The following is a 24,187-nucleotide window of genomic DNA, read 5'->3' on the forward strand; positions in this document are numbered from 1 at the left end:
CAGGTCTAACCGCCATGCCGATCAACGTCACGATCACCGCCGAGGAACTGAAGGCGTTGCTTGCCGAGCGCGATGCTGCACGTGCATTGCGAGAGCAACAGGAGGCATTACGCGGCGCCTTGCGGCTCGTGACGGCCGAGCGCGATCTCGCTGAGGAGCGCCTTCGAGCCTATCGTCGCGAACTGTTCGGCGCGAAGAGTGAAGCACGAGATTCTGATCAACCTAGCTTGTTCAACGAAGCCGAGACGCTCGGCGCGAACAGCGCGCCCGCGCAGGAAGACACGCCGGAGACGACGGTCGCCGCGCACAAGCGCAAGAAGCGCGGTCATCGCAAGCCGCTTGATCCGAATCTGCCGCGCGAGGTCGTGCGACACGAACTGCCCGAAGCCGAACGCTTCTGCACGAACGATGGGCACGCGCTCGTCGAGATAGGCGCGGAGATCAGTGAGCAGCTCGATGTGATCCCCGAGCAGCTTCGGGTGATCCAACACCAGCGCATCAAATATGCGTGCCCATGCTGTGACCTCGGCATCAAGGTCACGCCGGCGCCGCCGCGCATCATCGCGCGCGGACTGTTCAGCGAATCAGCGCTTGCATGGATCGCCACCGGCAAGTATCAGTTCGGCATGCCGCTGTATCGTCAGGCTGGTTTGCTGTGTCGCTTCGGCGGTGACATCTCGTCGAACACGATCGCCGCCAGCATGGTTCGCGTTGGCCTCGCGACCCAGCCCGTGATCAACTTGATGCGCGATGCGTTGCTCGAGGCAGAGCTGATCTACTGCGACGAAACAACGTTCCAGGTACTGAAAGAGAAAGGGAGAAAACCACAAACGAAGAGCTACCTCTGGGCGCAGATGACCGGCTCGGGCGTCCCTATCCGCTGCTTCAGCTATACACCTGGACGCGGCGCCAAGCTGGCCGACAAGCTGTTCACGGGCATCCGCAAGGGCGCCGTTCTAGTAACTGACGGCTACGAGCCCTACAACGACATCGCTCAACGCTACGACCTCGTGCACCTCGGATGTTGGGCGCACCTGAGGCGGTACTTCATCAAAGCGGAGGACAACGTGCCCAAAGTCGCCCGTTCGCCCGATCTGCTCGCGACACGCTTCATCACGCTGATCGGCAAGCTGTTCGCTGCAGAGGCCCGCTCTAAGAAATGGAAGCCTGAGCGACGACAGCGATTGCGACGGCGATACAGCACGCGCATCCTCGACGCCATCTACGCCTTGGCGCTCGCGCAGTCGCCCGGCATCGTGCCAAAAAGTCTGCTTGGAAAGGCACTGACCTATCTACGCGAGCAGTGGCCGAAGCTGATCCGCTATGTCGAGAACGGCAGTTGGCCTATCTCGAACAACCCTTGTGAGAACGCGATTCGCCCCTTCGTCGTTGGGCGCCGTTCATGGCTTTTTAGCGACACGGTTGCAGGGGCAAACGCTAGTGCAAACCTCTACAGCCTCATCGAAACGTGCAAAGCCGGCGGCATCGATCCTTATCGTTACCTCCACTGGTTATTCCAGCGCCTTCCGCTGGCGAAGACCGTCGACGACTACGACGCGCTGCTTCCCTGGAAGATGCCCGCAGATCTCCGCTGACCCACTTCGCTATCACGTATCACGGCGCTCTACCACCTTACTCTGAGCGGCGTCGTTCGTGGATCGCTTACGCTCAAGAAATCAGTAAGGTCGCCGGCTCGCTTCGCATCATGCGGCGCCCGGAAGTCGAATCGCGAGTGGGTCTTGCACGCTCGACGATCTACGGGTTGATCAAGGTCGGTCAATTCCCGGAGCCGGTTCATCTGGGCGCGCGGGCCGTCGGTTGGGTCGAAGCCGAGATCGACGAGTGGTTGCGGCGCAGGGCAGACACCCGGCTCATCGGCTGACGCGGGGTGCCAAATACGCTGGACCTCGACTTCCATCTGATCCGCACAACCCGCTAATAGAAATCCCCGATCGGCCGCTACGAGCGACATTCGGGACCTAGTAATTAGGATTGCATAGAAAAATGTTGCCAGAACAAGTATCTCCGTGTCGCCGAATTAAGGTCGGGGTAGGCCAATTCGATAGAGGTAAGCTTGAAAAGCAGGGGACGATCGAATTTGCTGATTTGGTAAAGCTTCTCTCAATGCCGAGGCGGAGTCCGATCACACATGGCGAATACATGGAGCTGACTAAGTCGGAACGGAATGCCGAGAAAGCGCAAGATCGGTTCATGACTTACGGCTCCTTCGTCAATAACAAGCGCGCCGGAAGTGCTTTCGAGTACCGCTCGGCGCTCGCGCTCGACTTCGACCACGGAGCGGAGACCCTGTTCGCCGCCTTTAGGAATGGCGACGTGCTCGCCCCGTTCGCCTACGTCTGGCACACCACGCGCTCTCACACGCCGGAAGCGCCCCGCCTACGCGTCATCATCCCGCTCGGGCGCGATGTGTCGCGCGACGAACACGAAACGCTCGTGTGGGTCGTCGCGCTGCGCTTTCCGGCAACGCTCGACCCGGGCTCAGTTGAGGCAGACCGCATCATGTACTTGCCGGTGCAAAACGAGGGCGCTGAATTCAAGCATGGCGCGCATGAGGGCGAAGGCTATCTGAATGTTGACTATTGGCTTTCGCAAAGCGTTGCCCGCGATGCCGAAGAGCGCGCAGTCAAGCCGCGTAACATGCTGACGCGCAACGATGCAGACCCGTTATTGCTGAAACAGCCGCGCGGGCGCTGGACCCTCGAATGCGTCAGGGGCGAGCTATTGTCGAAGCTCGACCCGAACGACGAGACCTGGGATCGCAAGCAGTGGCTCAAACTCGGCATGATTTTGCACCACCAAGGCGATGGCGATCCCAAGTGGTGCGAGGCTTGGGATGATTGGTCGTCCAAGGACGAGCGCATCGATAAGGACGGCGGGCCTATGTATCAGCCAGGCTTGTGCGAGAAAGAGTGGGAGAGCTTTCGAAATAACCGGCCTGACGCCGTCACGATTGGTACTCTCGTTGAGTGGGCTCAGAAAGGCCGTCTGAACGTCGCCGCGCTCGAAGCTGGAGCGACGCGCTTTCGATTGCGTTCGGCGGCCGAGCTGGCGAACGCGCTGCCGATGCCGTGGCTCGTCCGTGGGGTGCTGCCGAAAGAAGGGCTCGCCGCCTTGTTCGGCCCGAGCGGGTCCGGCAAGTCTTTTTTGGCGCTCGATGCGGCTGCTGCCGTGGCGGCCGGTGCGCCCGAATGGTTCGGGCGTCGGGTGACGCAGTGCCCGGTCACTTACTGCGCCCTGGAAGGCGAGGCGGGCATGAGCAAGCGCTTGATGGCGTTGGCCCAGCATCATGGAAAGCCGTTGCCTGACGCCTTGCGCTTCGTGACCGAGCCGTTCAACTTGCTTGACCCGTTGGACGTCGATGCACTCGCCCGGGCGATCCAGAGCGCGGGCGCTCCGGGCGGGTTGGTGGTGCTCGACACCCTCAACCGCGCCGCGCCAGGAGCTGACGAAAACTCGTCCGTAGATATGGGCAGCATCATCTCTGCCGCCAAGCGCCTGCAGGAGTGGCTCGGTGGGCTAGTTCTGCTCGTCCACCACACCGGCAAAGACGCGACAAAGGGGCTTCGCGGTCACTCGAGTCTGCACGCGGCGCTCGATGCAGCCATCGAGGTTTCGCGCGCTCCCGGCGGCAACCGTGAGTGGTCGGTTGCAAAGAGCAAAGACGATGTCGACGGTGGCGTGCATGCCTTCATGTTGCACGAAGTAAACCTCGGCCAGGATGACCATGGCGATGCTATCTCGAGCTGTGTAGTCGATTCCGACGGCGCCATGAAGGGACCGGCCCGGCCGCAACCTCAAGGTGCGAAGCAGATCTTGGTTCATAAGGCAGTCATGCAATTGCTTCGCGCCTCGATGGACGTCGACGAAGGCGGTGCATCGACCGGTCGACTGTGCATCCAGCTGGAATCCGCCATCGGTGCCGCGAGCGCCGAGCTTGTGGACGAAGACCCTCGCCGCCGCCGTAGTACGGCCAAACGCGCGATCGAAGCAATGAAGGCGCGTGGCATCTATGGCATCAGCGATGGCAGGCTGTGGGCCATCTGACCCTGACGCAAAAGACGCAATAAGACGAATTTGCGCTTTCCGTGTCTTAGGATCAAAGACGCAAAAGACGCACCCACCTATAAGGGTGCGTCATTTTGCGTCCACTCGAATGCTTGCCGATGGCCGCATATCGGCCGGGACAAGCGGACAGATCTGTTTTCTATTCTTTCTTCGAGGAACCGAAATGCCGAACAAGAGAAACAACAGGACAACACGCGAGCCCTCATGGGTATTGCTCGTGAAAACTCCCGCCGGCGAGACCACCGCCGAGCGACGCTTTGCAGATGCCCGATCAGCGGAGACGGCAGCATATATCGCGAAAGTTGCGTATCCCGAGTCAAAGGTCTCGCTGTCCCGCGATCGCCAGTTCGGACAACTGGTCTGGCATTGCGGCACGTGGTACAACCAAGTGAGCGTGAAACGGGGCGGCGCCTTCATCAAGTGCGCGCCCGATTTCGCTACCGCGGTCTTCGAACACGAGTTCCTGCGGAAGGCCGCCGCGTCAGGGGTGAGATATTTCTACTAACGCGGCGGCGATTCTCCTCAAGACCGTAGTCTGCGTCGGGCTCTGCGGCGCCTATGAGGGGATTCCCTCCTTTTTCTTCTCCCCGCGCATCCTTCAAGAGGTGTCGGTCGTTTGAACACCTCGCTAGAGGCGCGCAACCCTTACTTCGTGGTGCGGCGGCCACAGAAACGCGGGGGCTAGCTATCTCGGCAAGCTACAGGTATCGCGCGCGCGCGCGGTGCCTCCTTCCGAAAGATGTCAGATTGCAGCGGTCGGTTGCGACGAGTCGTGACCCCCATACACCCGTTTTGGTCACACAAACGGGTCCCATCACGCGCAGGGTCGCATACAGGATCAGGAAGGGGAAAGCGATCAATTCGCTTAGGTTATGCCGGTTTGCCGTGCCAAGAATGCAAGTTTTGATGTCGCGCGATTTAACGCAGGCAACACCGGCGCCGACGTCTGACAAACTAACAACGTCGGTTGCCAGTCTTTCGCTCTCAAGCACCCTCGTGTTTGCCGGACTTGGCGTAGCCACTGCAGCACCGATTCAGGCTAAACCGCGCAAGAAGCTATCTGCAACCAAGCTTATTCGCTGTCCAATGCCGTATCGATTTGGATTCCGAACTGTGAGCGTAATTGGCTGCGTCCGTTTACTTCTCGGGATATCCATGGCGTTCTTTCTCTTCCTTCGTCCCGTGGCAAAGGCGTGGACCTTGGCTCGTTGCCAGGGAGCGCGCTAACCAAATTCGAGAGCACGAGATCTAATTGCTGGCGATTTACGTTCCCGTTGTCTTGGACTGTCAGTGCAAGTGATTCGACGAGTTTCGCGGGAGCAGAATACGACGACTTCACCTCCCGAATCCGCGCTCCTACGTTCTGTCTCTGAGGGTCAAATATCTGAGTTTTTCGATCAGCAACCAAAAAGTTACCGTTCGTGACAAAACCGGCCCGGCGCGCCTCCTCGCTAATGCCAGCTTGTGTGCGCACAAGCTCAATTTCGCTCGGTTGGGCTTTCCCTGAAAATAGTATTGAGGCGAGGCGGCGCAGTCCGACAGAAGCCAGTTGTTGACACAAAGCTGTAAGGAATATCGCCTTGGTGACCGCCTGTATTCCACCGGCTCGATCTATCAGGTCCGACAGCGAAGAAAAATCGGGGTCAGCTATCTTGAGCAGCGGTCGCGTCTTCTTATTTCCGGTCGGCACGTAAAGGCCGGCGACCAACCAGCTATCGAAGCACGCGTGCATGGCCGCTGGTAGTGCCCCGAGGGCACGTAGGTTCTCAACTTGTGGAACGCCGCGCTTTATAGCGGAGGACAGTGCTGAGCGCGACTTCTGCGTACCTTTGCACTCGATAGCATGATAGCGCCCAGCGGTGTCCATGCCTATGAAGTCAGGCAGCTTCGGTGGGCCTTGCTTCCCCTTTTTCAGTACAAGCTTGGTTCCCGTTGCCAGCTCTATGGACTTGACCCAGTAATCCGTGGGGGCGAAGTGCACCATGTCGAGCACCTCCATCAGATATAGCAGCGGGAATCCCATCCCCCAATCGTCTGCGAGTATCGTTTTCTGATGTGGATCTAGGTCAATCCATTCGTGTCGGAGCGACAGATGGGCTTTGAGCGGATCGACTGCCGCAAAATAGCGCTGATGCGCCCATGTATCGGCTAGGGAGAACCCGACGTATGTTGGAGGAGCAGTGACCATTGCTACAAGGCCAAATGCGTTGCTTTCGTTCGCGTCCCAATTTAACTTCCGCCCCGCCTGTCCGAGTAATTTTGGTGGTAGGCCCAACGTCCCGCACTCGGTGCTGATTTGAACTTCGATGCTTTTCATAGTTTTTGTTCTTGCGTCTTTCTAGCGAAGCGGTTCGCTTGCCGCTAGCTGCCGCCCAAAAAAGGAATAATCGCGGTCGTATTGACCGGGCAGCAGGTAAGGCCGTGTCCTTTCGGTCTGAGACGATCAGACGCTGGCCGACGTCGCGTTGCCGCCGGCGATTGCATCACAGAGCATCTTAGTGAGCAGGAACCACAGTGGACCGGGTCACCAACAGACCTCTCGGGCGCCGCTGACCGATCGGCAAAGATTACGTGAGGTGCTCACCACCGCCGAGCGAAGGTGGCTCTTGGCTTCATGAAAATTTTGCCCTATGCTGCACAAATTTACCAGCTACCCGGCACCGATCTATGTTGAGCAAGGCTGAGATAAGTGAAATCATGACCCTTTCCCAGGTCGCGCTATATCTGAAGGTCACTGAACGGACAATTTACCGTTTAGTGGCCGCCAAAGAGATCCCTGCATTTAAGGTTGGTGGGAGTTGGCGCTTTTCGTTCGCAGATATTGACAAGTGGATAAGGGAGCAGTCGCAACTCTCGCTGCCTGAGCCTGAAAGGCAGAAGTAAGAATTAAGCGCTATCTGCGTTCGCCACATTGGGCGAATCGATAGGTAGGTTTCTGCATGGAAGCACGGAGTAACACCAGGTATCGTAATGACAAGATCGGAAACGTTGGACGCAAATGACAGTCAGCTTCTCGAAGAGCGGATTGACGAGATTAAACGTGAAATAAAAGCGGAGTATCGCGAGTCGCACACCAGACCGTGGATCATTGGTTTTTCCGGCGGGAAGGATTCCACTCTTGTTCTACACCTAGTGATCGAGTCATTGCTTGAGATTCCATGGTCCGAACGAAACAGACCCGTTTATATAGTTGCCAACGACACACTCGTTGAGTCTCCGATCGTTCAAACGTTCGTTGATGAAACGCTTAAGCGGTTGACCACCGCGCTAGCCGACCTTCAACTGCCTTGCACTGTAAGAAAGACAGTTCCTCTGGTTACGCACACATACTGGGTTAACGTTATTGGCCGTGGTTATCCGAGCCCGACGCGGATGTTCAGATGGTGCACTGATCGGTTAAAAATCCGGCCCACGACTGACTTCATCCGGCAAAAAGTAAGCGAATCGGGCGAGGTTATTCTTCTGCTAGGCGTGCGCAGAAGCGAATCGGCCGCACGGGCCGCTACTGCGAAACGTTACGATAATGGGGAACGGCTCAACTCGCACAACGATATACCGGGGTGCCTTGTCTTTCGACCGATTCTCGAGTTGACCACCGAGGATGTATGGGAGTACCTGATGTCTCGGCAGCCACCCTGGGCGGGCACCCACGACGCGCTCGTTAAGTTGTACCGAGACGCGATGGGTGGCGAGTGCCCAATTGTGATTGACCCGGACGCACAACCCTCGTGCGGCAGTTCATCCATTCGCTTTGGGTGCTGGACGTGCACAGTTGTCGACAAAGACAAATCGTTTCGGAATCAAGTGGATAAGGGATTTGAGCATCTCATCCCAATGGCGGAATTCCGAGATTGGATGAAGGTATTCTGTTATACCCCGGAAAACAGAATGCAAGAGCGTCGAAACGGGCAGCAGGGGATTGGACCGCTCACCTTCGAGGCGCGGAAGGCAGTGCTCGATAGCTTGCTTTCGTTACAGGATACGGTAGGGCTGCCGTTAATCAGCGGGGAAGAAGTTAGAGAGATCCACAAGATCTGGGAAGACGATAAATCGACGGGTGTGATGCGTAAAGCTGACCGCCTCATAACAATGCTTGAGGAGCGCTAGATGGCGAAGCGATCGCTGCCAATTCTGTCGGATGGGGCAGCCAAAAAAATTCTAAGAGACCTTTGCAAACAACACAATGTATCACTCGAGCTGGTCACGCAGATGATTGAAATTCAACGAGAAAATCTCGGTCGGGGAAGGCAAATCGGCATTACGCAGGATTTTAGTGCCGCAATAGCAGAGTTCCTCGATAGCGCTTCGATTGTTCGGGGAGAATAGTCATGTACCTGACTCAGCTTCAGTTGCGAAACTGGCGCAGCTATCGAAACGCGACCTTCTCCCTTCCCGTCCCCGACAAGAATGGAAAGCGAAACGTAATTCTTATCGGCGCGCAGAACGGCGTAGGAAAGACATCGTTTCTGATGTCGCTGTATCTCGGCATGTTCGGCCGAGAAGCAATGCACCTGATCGAAGGATTCCGTGGCCGGAACGGCACCGAAGATAAGTTTCTGAGCTATCAGCGTCTCATCGAAAGCATCTTGCATCGGCCGTCTCGCGAGACGGAAGAACCACACTGCTCAGTGACCTTGACTTTCGAGATTGACGACGCCCCCGTGGTGGTTACACGGCGGTGGCTCTTCAAACGCGGGGGTAAGGTCCGTGATTTAGACTCCGCAGATGGTGAGGAAGTACTGATCGAAGCGAATGGTCGGAAAAAGCTTTATCCGAATTGGCAGGACGCAAACAAGCGCGTTGAGGAACTGCTCTTTCCTTCGAATGTGATGCCATGCCTTTTCTTCGATGGCGAGCAAGCACAGGCACGCGTTGAGGCGGCAGGTGGGCGAGCGTTATTTGACGCCGTCAAGGCGCTGTATGGAACCGGGTTGCTAGACCAATTGGGCGAAAGCTTGCGGAGCTACATCACTAACGAGAAAGGCAAACTGACACGCGATGTGGGGTCCGTTCGCGCAGACGAACTTGAGGAAAAGCGTCAGGAACTTGACCGTTGCAAAGACCAGTTGAAAGACATCCAGAATAGCCTAAGCGAGAAGCGGAGGGACCGTACCAACGCAGAACAAACTCGCGAGCAGCTTGAGAATGACTTGTACTCTATGGTCGGCGATAAGGCTACCGACGTAGAAGAATATTCCGCCACCATTGCAGCACTGACACAGGAGGAAAGTAAGCTTCATCAAGAGCTAGTCAATGGTGTAGTGAGCCTTGCAATGCCTTTGGCGTTAAGCCGCAACGCGCGCACCATCGTCTGCGATCTGGAAGCCGAAATTGTCCGGAACCGCTGGCTGCTACTTAAGGACGAAGCCGCAGCCAAAGCAAGTGCGATTGTTGAGAGCGTACTGCCCTCTTCGGGTAGTGCGCGTGTAACGCCCCCGCTTTCAATTTCGCAATCAAATCAGCTGCGCGGAGCTTTAGAAACTGCACTGGAGAGCCTCTGGAGCCCTCCGCCAGAAGGATGCGCCGCGGATTTTCGATACGGGTTCTTGACTGACACCGATCGTTCGTCGGTTATTTCTTCGATCCAGAAGTCCAGTTATGGAGCAAATGAGAATCTCGGCGACATCGCGGTCGACCTTCATAGGGTGACAACTAAGCTCGAAGACACAAGGCAAAGGTTCGAGCGCACTCGGGATATTCAGCCTCAATTGCAAAAATTGAAGGCCGATTTGCAGTCTACATTGGATCAATTCCGAGAGGTCAGCGGTATCGTAAGCGGATTGGAGCATCAGGAGCGTGGGTTGCAAAATTCGATCAACGATCTCAAAGCTGCGATCGGACAAATGGAAGCGAGGCGGGAAGCAGGATCTCCTATCCAAGAAAAACTTGATGTCGCGCAACGCGTAAGAGCGTTGGTTGATGATGCAAAGGAGAACCTGATCCCACTGTGCAAGGACGCGCTCGAGCAGCAATGCACAGAGCATTTCTCTGCGATGATCTCGGGCGAATATTCAAAATTCAAGACGAGGTTTGAGGCGGACAATGAGCCATGGCTAGAAGGGCCTAAGGGGCAGCAAGTTCTTCTCAGCAGTTTGTCGGGTGCGCAGAAGCGAGCGTTTGGTCTGGCATTCACTTTAGCAGTGGCGGGAGTGGCGCAGACGAACGCACCGATCGTCATCGATACGCCCGTCGGGAATATGGACTCTCAGTATCGGACAAGGGTTCTTCAGTACGTGTCAGAGGCGGCTCCGGGGCAAGTCATCTTCCTGTCGCATGACGAAGAAATTGACGACCGCTACGCCAGCGCAATCCGAAGCCGAATCCGTAGGGAGTTCCTTGTGACGTTCGAGCCAATCGAGGACGGTTCCGGCGTCTCGACCATAAACGAAGATTGTTATTTCTGATCCTGTAGACTGCCATGGCCCAATTCACAATCAAAGACGTGGACCGCATGCGGTACCGCCCCACGAAAAATGCAGAAGAGTTCCTCAGCGACTTGCGTTCCATCCTGGGTCTCAACGACAAGGCGAGTGCGGCAAGGCTAGCGCTCGCCCGGAGCGTGTGTGAACCGGTTCGCAATAGTGAAGAGGCGACTTCTAAGATCGGCGGCCCCGACAAAGGTATGCCGATCGAGGGGATCCACCTCTTCGGCGATCACTCTGACGTGTGGGCATCGATTATTGCAAGCACAGTCGAAGAGCGACTGGACGACTCTGGCAGCTTCCGCACTCTTGTCGAATTCCATTGGCAACGAGGCGCAGCTCTTTTGCAAGACGACTACAACGAGGCTAACAAGAATACCGTCGACTTCGTTGTGCTGCTCGCGAGTAGATTGCCTAAGTTCGATGGTCACGTCGCCGGCGGCCCGAAATCATTATCTGTCGGAAAAGCGGTCAGTGAGCTTGTGCCGATTCAGTTGCTGACAGACCAGAAGCCGTGGGGGCTAAATGCCGCTGGAGGAAACGGCCTAATGGTTATTTCCGGTCGACCGGGGACAGGCAAAAGCCAGTTGGGGCTCGATTTGCTTGCTCAAGCGGCTAACTCTGGCGCCCGCTTCCTATTCTTTGACCTCAAAGGCGAACTGCAGGATTCTCCCGACGACTCTCAGCAGCGCGAAAATCGCGACCGTTTTCTCAAGCAAACTGGTGCTCGGTACATACGTTTGATTGATTCTCAACTTCCAATAAACCCTTTGGTCGAAGGTGGGACGGGAGCGGAGCGCGCGCAAATTGCCTCAGAAATGGCACATCTTGTTAGATGCTTCGCCTCTCAGCTCGGTGCTAACCAAGAGCGCGTGATTCGCGAAGCATACGAAGGTTCCGCAAAGCCGGACATTCCGTCTATTGTGCAAGGCCTGAAGGATCGCGGGGAAGACGGTGTTGCGCTATCGGTGTTCGATAAAATCGAATCTTTCAACATATTTGCTGACGCCAAGACGGCCGTACCGATCGAGGATTGGTTATCGAGCTCGACTGTGATTGACTTCAAAGGTCTTGGAAACGATAACGAAACGAAATCGTTGGTGGTTGCGCTGATTCTCAATACCATTATGCGGCAGTTGAATCGCCAGTTGCAGGTGGTAGATGGAGTTCAACCCCTGCAAATGATCCTGTTTGTAGACGAAGCACACCTTCTCTTGCCGAAGGAAGGCAAAGCAGGACTTCTTGGCTCTCTGGCCCGACAGGGCCGTTCGTGGGGCTTCCCCGTCTGGCTTGCCTCGCAGGACGCGGATGCGTTCGTAACAAAGGGCCAGAATTCGACTGATTTCGCCCAATTGGCTGACTGTGGGATTCACCTATCTCCCCAGACACTCACTGAGTCGCAGCAACGGATGATTCTGGGTCAAACGATCCATAAGAAGCTGGGCTCGGGCGAGGGCGTCCTTCGGCTGCGTGGGACCACGCTGACAGGACCGATCCGCCAATACTGGCGTGACGCCGGCCGAAAAGCCGAGACCGAAGTGCTGTCAGAGAGTGCCTAGGAACTGAATAGGGCCTGGCTTGGAAGCGTCGCTTTCTGAGCCACGCCCGCTAAATCAAAATGCTAAGCTGACTGGGACCTACCGTATCGTCGCGGAATTAAACGACCGCTTGGAGACAGTCGCATCGAGTAGACATCAGCCGCGTATTCTGGAGCCCAGCTTATGTGGATCGGCCGATCTTCACCATAGTAGTAGATGCGGTCAAAGCCAACGTTGTCGATGATCCAATCTACTACGTCGGCCATGTTTTCGTCGTCAATAATGAAGTCGCAAGCCGCGCCGCCCCTCGGGCAGATGAGAGAGCCCTTGAAACTCAGTTCGCAGGACGAGTGCTGATCAAGCTTCGGTGCTACCCGCCGAGTAATGTGTTTGCTCAGGTCCGGTGAGCAAAACCCATAAGTGAGGCGTATGGAACCGAAGTATTCTATGATCGGATCTAGCACCTGAGTAGCTAAATCATAGAATGCGTTGTACGTCGCTGGGCTCCGCGGCACGTTAGTGACGTTGAGTCGTTTTTGAGTCTCCCCGCACTCCACGAAATCACGAAAAGTGAAATGTTGTCCGCAGGCTTGATCCAAGTCGGGTATTGATGTGCTTCTCGCCAGTCGCATTCCGCGTATCTCAAGCCGGCGTTCCTCTAGGGCGGCCTCTACTTGCTGAGTTGAAGGCGAAGCACTAATGTTATTTAACAGACCCGTTTGCTCCAACGCTTCGTCGAATTCAAGTTGTTCCGCGTACCCAGCACAGTCTTCGTTTAAGAAACGACTTTTCCGGAATAGAAACGGCTTTGGATAATCGCGGCTTCCATATTCATAAACTTCGTAGCTTTGCTTCCGTATGTTGATTTTTAGACGACGTTTCAATAGGGGGATTGGAGACGTTTCGAAGTCGTCGAACTCTAGCAGAGTAAGTTTGCCGGACGTTACGTGAATCTTAACCAACTGCACGTCACTCATCGAGCCGCAGACTACCATCGCACATGCGACGTATGCGCGTAATATCACCGGCAGCCTATGAGTGAGGGACACATGGAGTTGCAGCGAATGTTCGCCATCTAGCCATCCGAGGCCGTTCGCTTGGGCTTCCTTGCACGCGGATAATATCAGCGTTGGATCGGCAGCCTCACGCAGCAATTGCACGCCAGCGGCCTGGGCGCTTGCATAGTCGCCAAAAAAAGACTTTATATCGCGCTGGATTCTCGCCTCAAGGCTTCGATACTTCTGCCGCTTCTCGAAGTGCTGAATTGCGAAGTAAAGGCGTAGGTCATCCGTCCTATGACTTGCTGCGATATGCAGTAGGTCCGGATCAAACGTCTCCTTCATAAACCGCAACGCACGAGCGAAGGTTCCTGTAGCGCCGAGCAACTCGTTCAGGTCCGAAACTTCACTCGGATCAGGTTCCCGACCGAGGTCAAGGCTCGTAATCCAAAGTTGTTGGAGGTGGGGCTGCATTGCGGCGCGCTGTTGCTCGACCTTAGTAATTCTAGTGCGGGGTACGTCGGGGGCGCGGTGGTCCTTTGTTGCGCGCTTGGTTGCGCGGCCATACATCCGAGCCTTCGCGGCTTGCGCAGAAAGCAACCGTTCGGCAACATTGCGCCGTCGATAGCGGCCCGCGACAAAACTCTGCTCGGCTTCGTTATCTGCAAAGATAAATGCGATCCCTGGTGCGACCATGAACGCTTCACGGTGAAGAACCGCTTCGATGAAGTCCTTCAGTTCCGCTTGTGTGAAGTATTTTTGAAACGTGTTTCTTGAGGTTAAAACGCCGTCTCGGTATGGACGACCACTAATGTCGCCAGTGTGAAGCATCACGCCAATTGAGAGCACGCGTCTAGCAAGCCGGAAAGCTCCTCGTAAGGCCTCAACTCTCTCGGCCGCGTCCTCCACTACGTTGATCACGAAACCAAGGTTAACGACATCGGCTCGTCGCAAGTCAGCTGTTGGCGCATAATGTGGATCCCATCCGTTTGCCTCAAATCCAAGCGAGCGAAGTCCGGCGAGATCGTCGCCCCGCCCACATCCGTAGTCAAAGAAGTCGGCGGCAGGAGATAGAAGCTCGTGGCGGAAGAGCAGTTGGACGGGCGCCGACAAAACATTTCGATTCAATGCGGTCAGATGGCGATTCACTGTCTGGGAGCTCGCGGACGCCGCGATTGGCTCAGTCGGTACTTCATTCGCGAGTGGAATGAATTCTGAGCCAATCAACTGATATCCCTTGGCCGCTATCAGCCGCGTCCAGTTCTCCCTGAAGCCTATGGTGAGCGGGTCGTCGAACAGGCCGAGTTGCTCCGCGGCGGACGTGACGTGCATCCAGTCGTGGCGTCGCTCGTCGGTGTCAAGCACTAGTTTTTCTTTGCGGTGAAGAATAGGTGGGTTTAACGAGTCTATGTAGGATCTAAATATCGGCTGGCTCGATGTACCGGCTGCGAACCGCCAGCTTGCCATCAGCGTGGGAAATGGCTCCTCGTCGAATTGCGGGTACGACAGCAGAGAAAAACTGCCGGTACGCAAGTTGATTTTTGCCACATTGGGAGTCAGTTCCCCTGACCGACCGACGATTTCTGCCGCTTTCGCAATGGCAAGCTTCTGTGCGTCGTCCTGCAGGCTTTCCAATGCGGACAGATGGATATACAGCTCGTCGTGAACACGTTTTCCGACCGTCATCGAGAGGCTAACCTCGCTCTTCTGCGCCCCCGGTTGCGGCAAGCGCTGCCAAAGGATTAGGACGCCCAGTCGCCTAATGCGCCCCACTGTAAGGTCACAGCACGGTCTTGGGACTTGCCGCTCGATGGTCAGCGAAGTCGGCCACTACTGTCAAGCCGAGCGGTCGGCGAGCCCACATTGCTCGGGGGCAAGTTTGGGGGCAACTTCAAAACGCAGAAGACCCAATACTTGATAATTCAGTAGGTTAAGCGCGTTGTTTTGTAGTCCTCCTCTCCACCACGAATCCCAAAGGGCTCGGTATCACACCGAGCCCTTTGTCTTTTCCGCGTCTCCCGCAGTCCGCATCCCGCGTACACTGCTCGTCAATGACCCCGCGAGCGAGCAACGCACCATGCCCATCCACATCCGCGAAATCGATCACGTCGTGATTCGCTGCATCGACCTCGACGCGATGATCCACTTCTATCGCACCGCGCTCGGCTGCGCGGTCGAGAAAGAGCAGCGCGATATCGGTCTCGTGCAGATGCGCGCCGGCCGCTCGCTGATCGATCTGCTCGCTGTCGGCGCATCCATCGACCGACCCGAAAGCGGTCAGCCGGGCGCGGGCCGCAACATGGATCACCTGTGCCTGCGCGTCGAACCCTTCGATGCCGCAGCCCTGCGCGCGCATCTCGAGACGCACGGCGCGCGCATCGGCGAAGAAGCGCGGCGTTACGGCGCCGAAGGTTTCGGTCCGTCGCTTTATCTGTTCGATCCCGAAGGCAACATGATCGAGCTCAAAGGGCCGCCAGAAGCCTGACGCTCACGCGCCCGGCGCCTTCAGCACGTTCCAGCGAATCGCCACCGGGTCGACCGTCGCGCTGCCGAGCGATGCCTCGCCATCCTGCACCGTCAGTTGCAGGCGCATCGTCCTTTCGGCCAGCTTGCCGAGCGCTTCCGCCACGCCGTCCGCGAGCGACCATACCGTCACGTTCTGCAGGCGCTCCACCTTCGCGCGCACGCCCTGCCACCAGATGTCCGCCGTCTTTCCCGCATACGCGATCACGACCACGCGGTCCGCGCGCCCGCTCGCCTTCGCAATGCGCCGCTCGTCCGGCTGGCCCGCTTCAATCCACAACTCGATCTGGCCGGTGAGGTCCTTTTGCCAGAGATCGGGCTCGTCGGTATCCGAGAGGCCCTTGCAGAATTCGAGTCGCTCGTTGGCGAAGAGGCCGAACGCCGCGACGCGGATCATCATGCGTTCGTCCGTCTCGGACGGATGCCGCGCAATGGTCAAGGAGTGGTCGCCATAGTAATGACGGTCCATGTCGGCGATCTGGAGATCGGCCTTATAGATGGTGGATTTCAGAGCCATGCAGCGATGACGCCGGCGCTCGCGACCGGCGATTCATAAGAAGTTGGAAAGCGGCACGGCGCAACGGCGAAAGCCGCACATCGGACGCGATGAGCCCGACATTGTGCGGCGAATCGATGTGGAATTGGAAGTGCGGATCGCGCGGTCAGCCTGAGCGGGCGACCGCGCCGTATTCAAGGCGCGCTTTGATGCGACCGCTTATTGATCGATAAAGCGGTCGGCGGTCCACATGCCTTGCGTGTCGCTATTGGCGGCATTCACGAATTCGATGTCGTGGCCCACCACGCGCAGCACGCGAAAATGCGAATCCACCGGCGTCGATATGCACTCGAAGCCTTCAAAGAACTGCTGCATTTGCTGATGCTCGCCGGCTTTTGCGTGCTGATCCGCTGAATCGAATTTATCTTTCGACAAGCAGCCGTACGAATTCGGCCTGAATTTGAACGTCTGCTGTGGCTGGATGGCGTTGTCCTGCGCGTACGCCGCGGAAACCGCGACGACCAAGCTCACCACGGTGAAGACAGCACTGGCGCGTTTCTTCATGAATAGAGCCTCCGGACTCGAGCCGCGACATTAGCAACGTATATAAAACCGGTTGCGTGAACTCATGCTAAATGAGCGGCGTCGCGTTGCAAGCATATGTTGTGTGCGATTGCAACAAGACGCAATGTCGCAGTATTTATCCCGGAGATTAGTTGCCCTCACCTGTACGACGAACCGGCCGATTGAAGGGCGAATCGAAAATGAATTCACCAGCAGCAATGTGTCGGTGCGGCGATTTGTCTCGTTGCGCTTTTGGTGCGCCGCAGAAGCGGTTCTTGTCGGGCCGCGACAACGCGCATAGCAGCCGATCGTCAGTGGCGGAAGCTAGCCGAACGGCCTATTGTCACGCACGCCGGTTCGTGGATAAATCGACGGCATTACTCAAGGAGAATTCGGAATGACGCTCGCTCAATGGCTGCCGTTTGCAATCGCTTCGGCGATTCTCGTGGCGATTCCCGGGCCGACAGTCCTGCTTGTCGTCTCGTACGCACTCGGTCACGGCCGCAAATACGCGCTCGCGACGACGGTCGGCGTCGCGCTCGGCGACCTCACCGCCATGACTGCTTCGATGCTCGGTCTGGGCGTCGTGCTTGCGGCATCGGCGGAGCTTTTTATGGCTGTGAAATGGATCGGCGCGGCTTATCTGTTCTATCTCGGCGTGAAGCTGTGGCGCGCGCCGGTCGTCGATGCGGATGCCGTCAAGCCGGCCGGCGAGCTGCGCACGAGCCGCATCATGGCGCACGCCTACGCGGTCACCACGCTCAATCCCAAAAGCATCATTTTCTTTGTCGCCTTCGTGCCGCAGTTCGTGGATCCGCACGCGGCGTCCGTCTCGCAGATCGCTATTCTGGAAGCCACGTTCGTGGGCATCGCGGCGGCAAACGCGTTCGCCTATGCGCTGCTCGCATCCGGAGCGCGCCGCGCGATCCGCAAGACTTCGGTGCAGCGCGCCGTGAACCGCACCGGCGGCGCGTTGCTGATGGGCGCGGGCGTGTTCGCCGCGGCTTGGAAGAGGGCAGCATGAACGGCATCGACGATTGGACCGCCAGCGCGCGGCGCGTGTTTTTCGCGCTGCTGAACGACTGGAACCGGCAGGACGCCGCCGCCATGGCCGGGCGCTTTGCCGAGCGAGGCAGCCTGGTCGGCTTTGACGGTAGCGCCATCGACGGTAGGGCATGCATCCAGGCGCATTTGACGCCGATTTTCGCGGCGCATCCGACGCCGCTTTTTGTCGCAAAAGTGCGCGAGGTCAGGCGCATGGCGGCCGGGCAGACGCTGTTGCTGCGGGCGGTGGCCGGCATGTGGCCGCGCGGACAGGACGCGCTCGATCCGCGCTTCAATGCCGTGCAGACGCTCGTGCTTTCCCTTTGCGACGGAGCGTACGCGATCGAGATGTTCCAGAACACGCCGGCAGCATTTCACGGACGACCCGAGGAAGCCGAAAAGCTCACGGCCGAATTGCGTGAGTTGGGGCCGCCGCGCGCGGCTTGACCGCTTTACTTCCCGATGCAGAAGCGGCTGAAGATGACGCCGAGCAGATCGTCGGAAGTGAACTCGCCGGTGATCGCGTTCAGGCTGTCCTGCGCGAGCCGCAATTCTTCGGCGAAAAGGTCGAGCACCTGCGATTGCTGGCTCGCATGATCCGCGGCGAGCGCGAGATGCTCGCGCGCCGTGCGCAGCGCAATGAGGTGCCGTTCGCGCGCGAGGTACACGCTTTCGGCGCCCGCCTGCCAACCGGCGATTTTCAACAACTGCTCGCGCAGCAGCGCGATGCCGTCGCCCGTCTTGGCGGACAGGTTCACTTCGCGCGCTTGGTCGTCGCCTTCTCGCACGGCGGCGGGCGCGCCCGCGAGATCAGTCTTGTTCAGAACGCGGACGACCGGCACGCCTTGCGGAAAGCGGGCAGCAATCGACTCGTCGTCGTCAGTCATCCCAGTGCGAGCGTCGAGCAAGTGGAGCACGACGTCCGCGCGCTCGATCTCGCCCCACGTGCGCTCGATGCCGATGCGCTCCACTTCGTCTTGGGTCTCGCGCAAGCCGGCGGTATCGATGATATGCAGCGGGATGCCCTCGACCTGGATCGTCTGGGCGACCTTGTCGCGCGTGGTGCCCGCAATCGGCGTGACGATCGCCAGTTCGGCACCGGCGAGCGCATTCAATAGCGACGATTTCCCGACGTTCGGCTGCCCTGCCAGCACCACCGACATCCCCTCGCGCAGCAGCGCGCCTTGCCGGGCATCGGCGAGCACGCGATCCAGCCGTTCGCGGATACGCGCGAGCTTGCCGCGCGCGTCGGCGGCTTCGAGGAAGTCGATCTCTTCTTCCGGGAAATCGAGGGTCGCCTCGACCAGCATGCGCAGCGTGATCACGTCCTCGACGAGCGCGTGAATCTCGCGCGAGAACGCGCCTTCCAATGAGCGGCCAGCTGAACGCGCGGCGGCTTCCGTACTCGCTTCGATCAAGTCGGCGACGGCTTCGGCCTGCGCGAGATCGAGCTTGTCGTTGAGAAACGCGCGGCGCGTGAATTCGCCGGGCTCCGCGAGCCGCAGGCCGAAGTCGCGTCCGGCCTCGATCGCCCGTTGCAGCAAGAGCTGGAGCACGATCGGCCCGCCGTGGCCCTGCAATTCCAGCACGTGCTCGCCCGTGTACGAATGCGGCGCGGGAAAGTACAGCGCGATGCCGCGGTCGAGCGCTTCACCGTTGCCGTCGATGAACGGCACGTAGCTCGCGTGGCGCGGCGTGAGCGGCTGGCCGCAGAGCGCATGCATCGCCTGCTGCGCGGCCGCCTCGCCTGCTCGCCCGAACGAAAGCCGCACGACGCCGATTCCGCCGCGTCCCGGCGCGGTGGCGATAGCGACGATGGGATCGGTGTCGTTGGTCAGCATGGCGGCGGTCGGAGCGGAGGCGTCGGGAGGAGCCGGCATTGTATCGCGGGGATATCGGTCCGATTTGCTAGGACAATTCTTGCATTATCTTAAACAAGATACGATTCCAGATCGCGCTGTGCAGCAGCGTATTGATTGGCTAACGAGCTAACGCTCGTCGAGCATGGCCAGCCAGCCGTCGCACGGCTGACATCAGGCAAGCATTCAGTCACTCGGACAGGATAAACGACGTCTGATACGCGCCAGATCTAGCGCAGTTGGTTGACGTAAAGGCAGCGATTGCCTTGCACAATTGAACGCATGCCAACACAGCAAGAGAAGGCCGATTTCTCAGAACGGCTCAAATTTTCCATGGCCCGGTCGCCCGAGAAGATGCGAGGCGCGACCGATCTCGCGAACAAATTCAATCTGCGGTACCAGGGCGAGCCGGTGTCTCCGCAAACGGCGCACAAGTGGCTCACCGGCCGGTCGATCCCTACGAGTGACAAGCTTCAGACGCTCGCCGAATGGCTGAAGGTGGATCTGCACTGGCTGCATTACGGCCCGCCGCCGAGCGGCGGCGCGCAGACCGCCCCCAAACCGCTCGCGCGCGACGAGAAGTACCCGGCGTCCGAGGACACGCTGGAACTTGCGTCGAAGATAGAGGCGCTGTCGCCGCATCATCGGTATTTGCTCGAGGAGCTTATCGACCAGTTTTATGGGGCGATGAAGCGGTAGCGACTTCCGGCTGCGACCAAATTTTCCAATTCTGATTCGCGAGATTTATCTTGCGCCGTTGAGGGCGGAAAGCCTTGCGGCGCAAGGGGCTCGGCTCGGTCCAGCCGCGGATACAAATTCGAATTCGAGATTGCAAATTCGAGTTTGAAGACGCGGACTGGAATGTCCAAGACACTACCTGCATGGCGACCAATCGTACAAAACAGGCTTTCGCGCGCGGCTTACGGCTGCTGGTTGCAGATGTGGCCGACACCATCCAGCGTGACGTTCCCTACTTCAAGCAGAAGCTCTTCCGCGTCGGACATCCGGACGACCTCGTTCACGCACTCGCGCGAGCGGACCCGGACGCAAGCGTAACGCCTACGACCGTGAAAAACTGGTTCGATGCAAAGACGATGCCGCGGGGAAAGAATCGGACGTCGTTGGCCATGCTGCTCGGCCACCGGGGAACGATGCTGTTGGACGGTGAGGACATTACGCCGTATGTCTCGACCCGGCTGGAGGCGGCTGAAACCGTACCGGCGTTCCAAGGCTATGAACACGAGGACGCTTTTCGTCGCGATATTCGTGAGGCAACGGCCGCCGCGCACCTTATTCTGGCCAAGCTGAACAGGCTAGACGAACGACTCAGCGAGCATCTTTCCGGCAGCGCATCACGAGGAAAGACGCAGTCGTGAAAGAAGCGGTGAGATAAGCGGTCCAAACAGCGCAAAAAAACGCCCGGCAAAGCCGGGCGTTTCCACATCCAAAACCAGCAGCCAAGAACCTCAAGCCACCTTCTTCTTACGCTGTCCCATCATCCGCGTGATGTAGTACTGCTGCGCGATCGACAGCACGTTGTTCACCACGTAATACAGCACGAGACCCGCCGGGAAGAAGAAGAACATGACCGAAAACGCAATCGGCATGAACATCATCATCTTGGCTTGCACGGGGTCCGGCGGCGTCGGGTTCAGCTTCGTCTGAAGGAACATCGACACGGCCATCAGCACCGGCAGAATGAAATACGGGTCTTGCTGCGACAGATCGTGAATCCAGCCGATCCACGGCGCGCCGCGCATTTCCACCGACGACAGCAGCACCCAGTACAGCGAAATGAACACCGGAATCTGAATCACCACCGGCAGACAGCCGCCAAACGGATTCACCTTCTCGGTCTTGTACAGCTCCATCAACTGCGCGTTCATCTTCTGCGGATCGCTCTTGAAGCGTTCGCGAATCTGCTGCATGCGCGGCGTGATTTCCTTCATGCGCGCCATCGACTTGTAGCTCGCCGCCGACAGCGGGAAAAACACCGCCTTGATCAGCAGCGTCAAGAGCACGATCGCCCAGCCCCAGTTGCCGACGAAACCGTGGATCTTTTCGAGCAGCCAGAAAAGCGGCTTGGCGATGATCGTCACCATGCCGTAGTCCTTCACCAGTTCCAGACCCGGCGCGATGCCTTCCAGCATGCGCTCTTCTTCCGGACCGGCGAAAAGACGCGCATCGACCGTCACGCTTTGTCCCGGCGCGATGGTCTGCACCGGCTGCTGCACGCCCACGCGGTACAGGTCCGGATCGATCTTCTGGACGTAGATATCGCGCTGCGCGCCTTCCTTCGGAATCCACGCCGACGCGAAGTAGTGCTGCACCATTGCGATCCAGCCATTGTTCGCCGACGGCTCGAACGTGGCCTTGTTCTTGTCGATGTCGCTGAAATCGATCTTCTGGAAGTGCTTCTGATCGGTGTAGACAGCCGGCCCGATGAACGTGTGCGAGAAGCGCGGCGTCTCGACCGGCGTGTTGTCGCGCACGAGTTCCATGTAGAGCTTCGGCGTGACCGGCGCATTGCCGACGTTCTCGATCTTCGTATCGACGTTGATCACGTAGCTGCCGCGCGTGAACGTGTACGTCTTCACGACCTTCACGCCACCCTTCACCGGCGATTCGAACGCGAGCGTCAGCGTTTTCGCGTCGCCCGACAGCGACGTCTGGCCCGGCACCGCCGTGAAGACGTCGTTGTGATTCGGGAAGTCGCCGCCGAGCAGGCCGGTGCGCGCGAGGTACGTGTGGTTCGCGGTGTGATCGAAAAGCGTGATGTAAAGGTCTGGCTGCTTGCCGTCGCCTTCCTTGAGCAGCGAGAGCTTCGAGAGCGTGCCGCCGCGCGTGTCGATCTCACCGGAATACACGTCCGTCGTGAACTTGACGAGCTGCGAAGCCGCCGTGGCGGGCGGCGTCGAGGTGCCCGGCGCGGCGCCGGCCGGCGCGTTCGTCAGTTCGGAGGGCTGCGCGCCCGGCGTGGCCGAGCCCGGTGCCGGATTGCTGGCGGTCTTGGCCGGCTGCGTCGCGCTCGGGAAGAACATCGACGGGCGCCCATGGTCGCGCTGCCAGTTGTCGAACAGCATGACAACTGACACGAAGAAGATGACCCATAGGACGGTGCGTTTGATATCCATGCGTTGTCTCAGTGTCGATCGGTAAGCGCTTTTGCGCCGTTTAGTGGTGAATGCTTTTCTTGAGCGGAACCTGCAGCCGGGCTATCCGCCTGCGTGGAAGCGGACGAAGAACCGGGAGCACGGGACGGTGTCGGCACGAGATCGACGCCGCCCGCCGAAAAGGGATGGCAGCGGCAGAGCCGTTTTGCGGCGAGATACGTGCCATGCGCGGCGCCATGATACTGGATTGCCTCGCGCGCGTAGTCGGAACAGGAAGGGTAAAAGCGGCACCGGTTGCCGAGCAGGGGGCTGATCGCAACCTTGTAGAAGCGCAACAACGCGATGAGTGCCGTTTGCATAAGCTTCGCGCTGCGCGCCCCGGTTTGCGGTGAGAGGCAAACCGACGCGGCCCGCGCTTCATGACCCGGAAGGGCCGGATGAATCGTCGACGGCGGGCGCCGAAGGCGGCGCCGCCACGGGTTCGGCCGCGCGGCGCGCTGCTTCGCGCACGGCACGGTCGAAAAGTACTTCCAGTTCGCCGCGGCACAGCGCGCCGAGCGGCGGCGAACTGGCGCTCGGCATCGCCTTGCGGTCGATTTTCGCGTGCAGCCGCACGAGGATGTCGAATCCACGCAACTGCTCTCGACGCAGCCGGAACGCTTCGCGCGCAAGCCGCTTGATCAGATTGCGCGTGACGGCGCGCGGCGCCTGCTTTTTACCGATGACGAGCCCGAGCCGCGCTTCGTTGCCCGTGGGCTTGCCGTACAGAACGAAGTGCGGCGAACGCCGCCAGGGGCGCAAACGAAAAACGGATGAGAACTCATCCGTTTTCAGCAGCCTTGCGGCCTTGGGGAACGCGGCCGACGCCGGCAACTCGACGATGTCCTGTTTCAAGACTTCTGTGCGGCGCTCGGCAAGCGGCTCGCCACCTTCCGATGCATCCGTCTCCGAACGCGACGCGGCTGCGAGCAGCACGTGCCTGTCTTAGATGGCCAGGCGCTTGCGGCCCTTCGCGCGGCGAGCGTTGATGACCTTGCGGCCGCCGGCGGTCTTCATGCGAACGCGGAAGCCATGGGTGCGCTTGCGGCGCGTCACGGAAGGTTGGTAAGTACGTTTCATGGTGCTCTCACTTGAGTTGAATGACCGCGCGGGCTTGGCTCCAGTGTGGTCACTGCAAGCACGATGGCCGGAGGTTCAGGAATTCTGTTTTCGCGGAACCCGCTATTTAAACCGTTTTCCTATTGACCGTCAATAGTTTAGCGCCCATCGACGGTGCAACCCGCGTGTTTCGTCCTCTTTCGGCGCGGTGATTTGACCCTGTGGATAACTCGCGCGCCGCGAGGGTTTGGCGTTAGAATCTCGCCTTACTCCCAAATATCCGCCCGCTGCTTCGGCCCGCCGTTCGCCCGCAAACCCTTGCGGCGTAAGCCTCCGGAGCATGCCTGCTTGGCCGTGCCGGGACTTGCCGAACCATCCGACGTAAGTGGACGCATTCGGCAAGCATGGCCGCAGGTGGCGCGCAGCAACCATAACGACCGCACTCG

The 24,187-nt window shown here is 58.6% G+C and carries 22 protein-coding genes and 1 pseudogene; 14 read left to right on the top strand and 9 right to left on the bottom strand.

Annotated features, from left to right (window positions below; translation table 11 throughout):
* Positions 1-14: 14 nt before the first annotated feature.
* The 4 genes from LDZ24_RS13920 to LDZ24_RS13935 all read left to right on the top strand — a co-directional run bounded on the left by LDZ24_RS13920 (position 15) and on the right by LDZ24_RS13935 (position 4,591).
* Complete coding sequence (locus tag LDZ24_RS13920) at positions 15-1,595, top strand: IS66 family transposase (RefSeq protein WP_248320381.1); 1,581 nt, start codon at positions 15-17, stop codon at positions 1,593-1,595.
* A 110-nt stretch (positions 1,596-1,705) separates the two neighbouring features.
* Positions 1,706-1,882: an AlpA family transcriptional regulator gene (locus LDZ24_RS13925; RefSeq protein ID WP_248320815.1), complete on the top strand. Its 177-nt coding sequence runs from the start codon at positions 1,706-1,708 to the stop codon at positions 1,880-1,882.
* Between the two features lie 278 nt (positions 1,883-2,160).
* Positions 2,161-4,065 carry an AAA family ATPase gene (locus LDZ24_RS13930; protein ID WP_248320816.1) on the top strand — a complete coding sequence of 635 codons (1,905 nt, stop codon included), beginning with the start codon at positions 2,161-2,163 and terminating at the stop codon, positions 4,063-4,065.
* Between the two features lie 184 nt (positions 4,066-4,249).
* Positions 4,250-4,591, top strand: coding sequence for a hypothetical protein (locus tag LDZ24_RS13935; protein WP_248320817.1), 342 nt, complete (start codon positions 4,250-4,252; stop codon positions 4,589-4,591).
* Positions 4,592-5,158: 567 nt separating this feature from the next.
* On the opposite strand, the gene LDZ24_RS13940 is transcribed toward LDZ24_RS13935, so the two are convergent.
* On the bottom strand, positions 5,159-6,403 hold the full coding sequence (locus LDZ24_RS13940) for a hypothetical protein (protein ID WP_248320818.1): 1,245 nt from the start codon (positions 6,401-6,403) through the stop codon (positions 5,159-5,161).
* Positions 6,404-6,783: 380 nt separating this feature from the next.
* On the opposite strand from LDZ24_RS13940, the gene LDZ24_RS13945 reads away from it, so the two are divergent.
* The 5 genes from LDZ24_RS13945 (at position 6,784) to LDZ24_RS13965 (ending at position 12,067) form a co-directional block, all read left to right on the top strand.
* A complete protein-coding gene (locus LDZ24_RS13945; RefSeq protein WP_371747422.1) occupies positions 6,784-6,969 on the top strand; it encodes a helix-turn-helix domain-containing protein in 186 nt (61 codons plus the stop codon).
* 87 nt (positions 6,970-7,056) lie between these two features.
* Complete coding sequence (gene dndC, locus LDZ24_RS13950) at positions 7,057-8,193, top strand: DNA phosphorothioation system sulfurtransferase DndC (protein ID WP_248320819.1); 1,137 nt, start codon at positions 7,057-7,059, stop codon at positions 8,191-8,193.
* Positions 8,194-8,412 (top strand): DNA modification system-associated small protein, encoded by a 219-nt coding sequence (locus LDZ24_RS13955; protein ID WP_248320820.1) that lies wholly within the window; start codon positions 8,194-8,196, stop codon positions 8,410-8,412.
* 2 nt (positions 8,413-8,414) lie between these two features.
* A complete protein-coding gene (locus tag LDZ24_RS13960) occupies positions 8,415-10,490 on the top strand; it encodes an AAA family ATPase (protein ID WP_248320821.1) in 2,076 nt (691 codons plus the stop codon).
* A 14-nt stretch (positions 10,491-10,504) separates the two neighbouring features.
* Positions 10,505-12,067 carry an ATP-binding protein gene (locus LDZ24_RS13965; RefSeq protein ID WP_248320822.1) on the top strand — a complete coding sequence of 521 codons (1,563 nt, stop codon included), beginning with the start codon at positions 10,505-10,507 and terminating at the stop codon, positions 12,065-12,067.
* A 62-nt stretch (positions 12,068-12,129) separates the two neighbouring features.
* On the opposite strand, the gene LDZ24_RS13970 is transcribed toward LDZ24_RS13965, so the two are convergent.
* A complete protein-coding gene (locus tag LDZ24_RS13970; protein WP_248320823.1) occupies positions 12,130-14,730 on the bottom strand; it encodes a DNA phosphorothioation-associated putative methyltransferase in 2,601 nt (866 codons plus the stop codon).
* A 391-nt stretch (positions 14,731-15,121) separates the two neighbouring features.
* Here LDZ24_RS13970 and LDZ24_RS13975 point away from each other — a divergent pair, with 391 nt between their 5' ends.
* Positions 15,122-15,529: a VOC family protein gene (locus LDZ24_RS13975; protein ID WP_248320824.1), complete on the top strand. Its 408-nt coding sequence runs from the start codon at positions 15,122-15,124 to the stop codon at positions 15,527-15,529.
* Between the two features lie 3 nt (positions 15,530-15,532).
* Here the strand turns inward: LDZ24_RS13975 and LDZ24_RS13980 are convergent, their stop codons facing one another.
* Together LDZ24_RS13980 and sap1 are read right to left on the bottom strand one after the other, a co-directional pair.
* The gene (locus LDZ24_RS13980) at positions 15,533-16,084 is read right to left on the bottom strand and encodes a YaeQ family protein (protein ID WP_248320825.1); all 552 of its coding nucleotides are present in this window, start codon (positions 16,082-16,084) and stop codon (positions 15,533-15,535) included.
* A 198-nt stretch (positions 16,085-16,282) separates the two neighbouring features.
* Positions 16,283-16,627, bottom strand: coding sequence for a surface attachment protein Sap1 (gene sap1 / locus LDZ24_RS13985; RefSeq protein WP_248320826.1), 345 nt, complete (start codon positions 16,625-16,627; stop codon positions 16,283-16,285).
* 397 nt (positions 16,628-17,024) lie between these two features.
* Here sap1 and LDZ24_RS13990 point away from each other — a divergent pair, with 397 nt between their 5' ends.
* Together LDZ24_RS13990 and LDZ24_RS13995 are read left to right on the top strand one after the other, a co-directional pair.
* Positions 17,025-17,651, top strand: coding sequence for a LysE family translocator (locus LDZ24_RS13990; RefSeq protein ID WP_248320827.1), 627 nt, complete (start codon positions 17,025-17,027; stop codon positions 17,649-17,651).
* Complete coding sequence (locus tag LDZ24_RS13995; protein WP_248320828.1) at positions 17,648-18,118, top strand: SgcJ/EcaC family oxidoreductase; 471 nt, start codon at positions 17,648-17,650, stop codon at positions 18,116-18,118. The genes LDZ24_RS13990 and LDZ24_RS13995 overlap by 4 nt, the downstream gene beginning before the upstream one ends.
* 5 nt (positions 18,119-18,123) lie before the next feature.
* On the opposite strand, the gene mnmE is transcribed toward LDZ24_RS13995, so the two are convergent.
* A complete protein-coding gene (gene mnmE / locus LDZ24_RS14000; RefSeq protein ID WP_248322369.1) occupies positions 18,124-19,512 on the bottom strand; it encodes a tRNA uridine-5-carboxymethylaminomethyl(34) synthesis GTPase MnmE in 1,389 nt (462 codons plus the stop codon).
* Positions 19,513-19,812: 300 nt separating this feature from the next.
* Between mnmE and LDZ24_RS14005 the strand changes: the two genes are divergently transcribed.
* A complete protein-coding gene (locus tag LDZ24_RS14005) occupies positions 19,813-20,229 on the top strand; it encodes a transcriptional regulator (RefSeq protein ID WP_175938858.1) in 417 nt (138 codons plus the stop codon).
* 182 nt (positions 20,230-20,411) lie between these two features.
* Positions 20,412-20,906, top strand: coding sequence for a hypothetical protein (locus tag LDZ24_RS14010; RefSeq protein WP_248320829.1), 495 nt, complete (start codon positions 20,412-20,414; stop codon positions 20,904-20,906).
* Positions 20,907-20,996: 90 nt separating this feature from the next.
* On the opposite strand, the gene yidC is transcribed toward LDZ24_RS14010, so the two are convergent.
* The 4 genes and pseudogenes from yidC to rpmH all read right to left on the bottom strand — a co-directional run bounded on the left by yidC (position 20,997) and on the right by rpmH (position 23,762).
* The gene (yidC, locus tag LDZ24_RS14015; protein ID WP_206467306.1) at positions 20,997-22,664 is read right to left on the bottom strand and encodes a membrane protein insertase YidC; all 1,668 of its coding nucleotides are present in this window, start codon (positions 22,662-22,664) and stop codon (positions 20,997-20,999) included.
* A gap of 122 nt (positions 22,665-22,786) precedes the next feature.
* A pseudogene (gene yidD, locus LDZ24_RS14020) lies at positions 22,787-23,002 on the bottom strand (membrane protein insertion efficiency factor YidD); the annotation flags it as partial.
* A 58-nt stretch (positions 23,003-23,060) separates the two neighbouring features.
* On the bottom strand, positions 23,061-23,537 hold the full coding sequence (rnpA, locus tag LDZ24_RS14025; RefSeq protein WP_248322370.1) for a ribonuclease P protein component: 477 nt from the start codon (positions 23,535-23,537) through the stop codon (positions 23,061-23,063).
* A gap of 90 nt (positions 23,538-23,627) precedes the next feature.
* Positions 23,628-23,762: a 50S ribosomal protein L34 gene (gene rpmH / locus LDZ24_RS14030; RefSeq protein WP_004198824.1), complete on the bottom strand. Its 135-nt coding sequence runs from the start codon at positions 23,760-23,762 to the stop codon at positions 23,628-23,630.
* Between the last annotated feature and the right edge of the window lie 425 nt (positions 23,763-24,187).

The sequence above is a fragment of the Caballeronia sp. Sq4a genome, assembly GCF_023170545.1.
Lineage (GTDB): Bacteria > Pseudomonadota > Gammaproteobacteria > Burkholderiales > Burkholderiaceae > Caballeronia.